The organism is Chrysiogenia bacterium (assembly GCA_020434085.1).
Taxonomy (GTDB): Bacteria; JAGRBM01; JAGRBM01; order JAGRBM01; family JAGRBM01; genus JAGRBM01.
Window position 1 is genome coordinate 1 of the sequence record JAGRBM010000492.1, and the last position, 1,554, is coordinate 1,554.

2 protein-coding genes are annotated in these 1,554 nt (G+C 62.0%); both read left to right on the forward strand.

Translation table 11 applies throughout. The annotated features are described in order from the left end of the window. The first annotated feature begins 20 nt into the window (after positions 1-20). On the forward strand, positions 21-1,229 hold the full coding sequence (locus tag KDH09_16575) for an NADH-quinone oxidoreductase subunit D (GenBank protein MCB0221314.1): 1,209 nt from the start codon (positions 21-23) through the stop codon (positions 1,227-1,229). 16 nt (positions 1,230-1,245) lie between these two features. After that, positions 1,246-1,554, forward strand: a 309-nt coding sequence (locus tag KDH09_16580) for a hypothetical protein (protein MCB0221315.1), incomplete at its 3' end; no start/stop codon positions are given.

The following is a 1,554-nucleotide window of genomic DNA, read 5'->3' on the forward strand; positions in this document are numbered from 1 at the left end:
CACGTCCGAGGACCGACTGAATGACCAAGCGCGTTGTCGAAAAGACCTACTCGAATCTGGAGTCCATGACGATCAACATGGGCCCCCAGCATCCCTCCACGCACGGGGTGCTGCGCATTATCCTGGAACTCGACGGCGAAATCGTCACGGGCCTTGAGACGGTGGTCGGCTATCTGCACCGCGCAAAGGAAAAGCACGGCGAGTTCAAGACGTACCACCAGTTCATCCCCTACACCGACCGGATGGACTACCTCTCGCCGATGAGCAACAACACGGCCTACGTGATGACCGTGGAGAAGGCTCTGGGCATCGAGATCACGCCGCGCTGCAAGTATCTGCGCACCCTGCTGTGCGAGCTGGCGCGCATTTCCTCGCACCTGCTGGCGGTCGGCACCGGCGCGCTTGAACTTGGCGCCATGACGATCTTCATGTGGGGCTTCACCGAGCGCGAGAAGCTCTACGACATTTTCGAGTTCATCTCCGGCGCGCGCTTTACGGTGTCCTACATGCGCGTGGGCGGCGTGATGCGTCCCGATTATCCCGAGTGGCGCGCGCGCGTGCGCGAGTTCCTCAATGGCTTCCTTCCCGTCGTCGACGAGATGGAGGCGATGCTCAACGAGAACGAGATTTTCCTGGAACGCCTCAAGGGCATCGGCATCGTCTCCGGCGAGGACGCGATTTCCCTGGGCCTTTCGGGTGCTTCCTTGCGCGGCTCGGGCGTGGACTGGGACATCCGCCGCGACACGCCGTATCTGGCCTACGAGGAAGTGGATTGGGAAGTGGCCGTGGAGACGGCGGGCGACTGTCTGGCGCGTTACTTCGTGCGCATCAAGGAAATGCGCGAGGCGCACCGGATTTGCTGCCAGGTGCTTGACCTTCTCGAGCGCCATTCCAGCGATCCCGTCAATATCGACAATCCCAAGGTGATCTTCCCGCCGAAGGAGCGCGTGAAGAAGTCGATGGAGGATCTGATCCATCACTTCCTGCTGGCCTCCGAGGGGTTCAAGGTTCCCGAAGGCGAGGTTTATCACTCGATCGAGGCGCCGAAGGGCGAACTGGGTTTCTACCTGATGGCCGATGGTGGGCCGAAGGCTTACCGCCTTGGCATCCGAAGCCCCAGCTTCACGAACCTGCAGGGCCTGAATTCGATGTGCCAGGGGATGTTGCTGGCCGACGTGGTGGCGATTATCGCGAGCCTCGATCCCGTGCTCGGCGAAGTTGATCGCTGACGGGAGGCGCACTGCTTTGCTGTGGTTCATCGGCGGATCGATTGTCTTTCTGGTGCTGCACCAGGCTCTTGAGGGCTCGCTGGTGCAGGGCGAGAAAGCCGTGTTGAGGAAGTTCCAGTGGGACATGGGGACGGCGGTGCTGCTGGCCGGGTTGGTCGTGGCGGCGATGGTGATGACGGTGCTCGATTTGGACTGGCGGGCGCGGTTCGGGCCGGTGGTCCTGCTGGGCGGGCCGATTGTTCTGGTGGGGATAGCGGTGTTTGCGTACCTGAGCTATCTGGTTTACTCGGGGAAGTGCGACACCGCAGCCGACCGCGAACCCCGG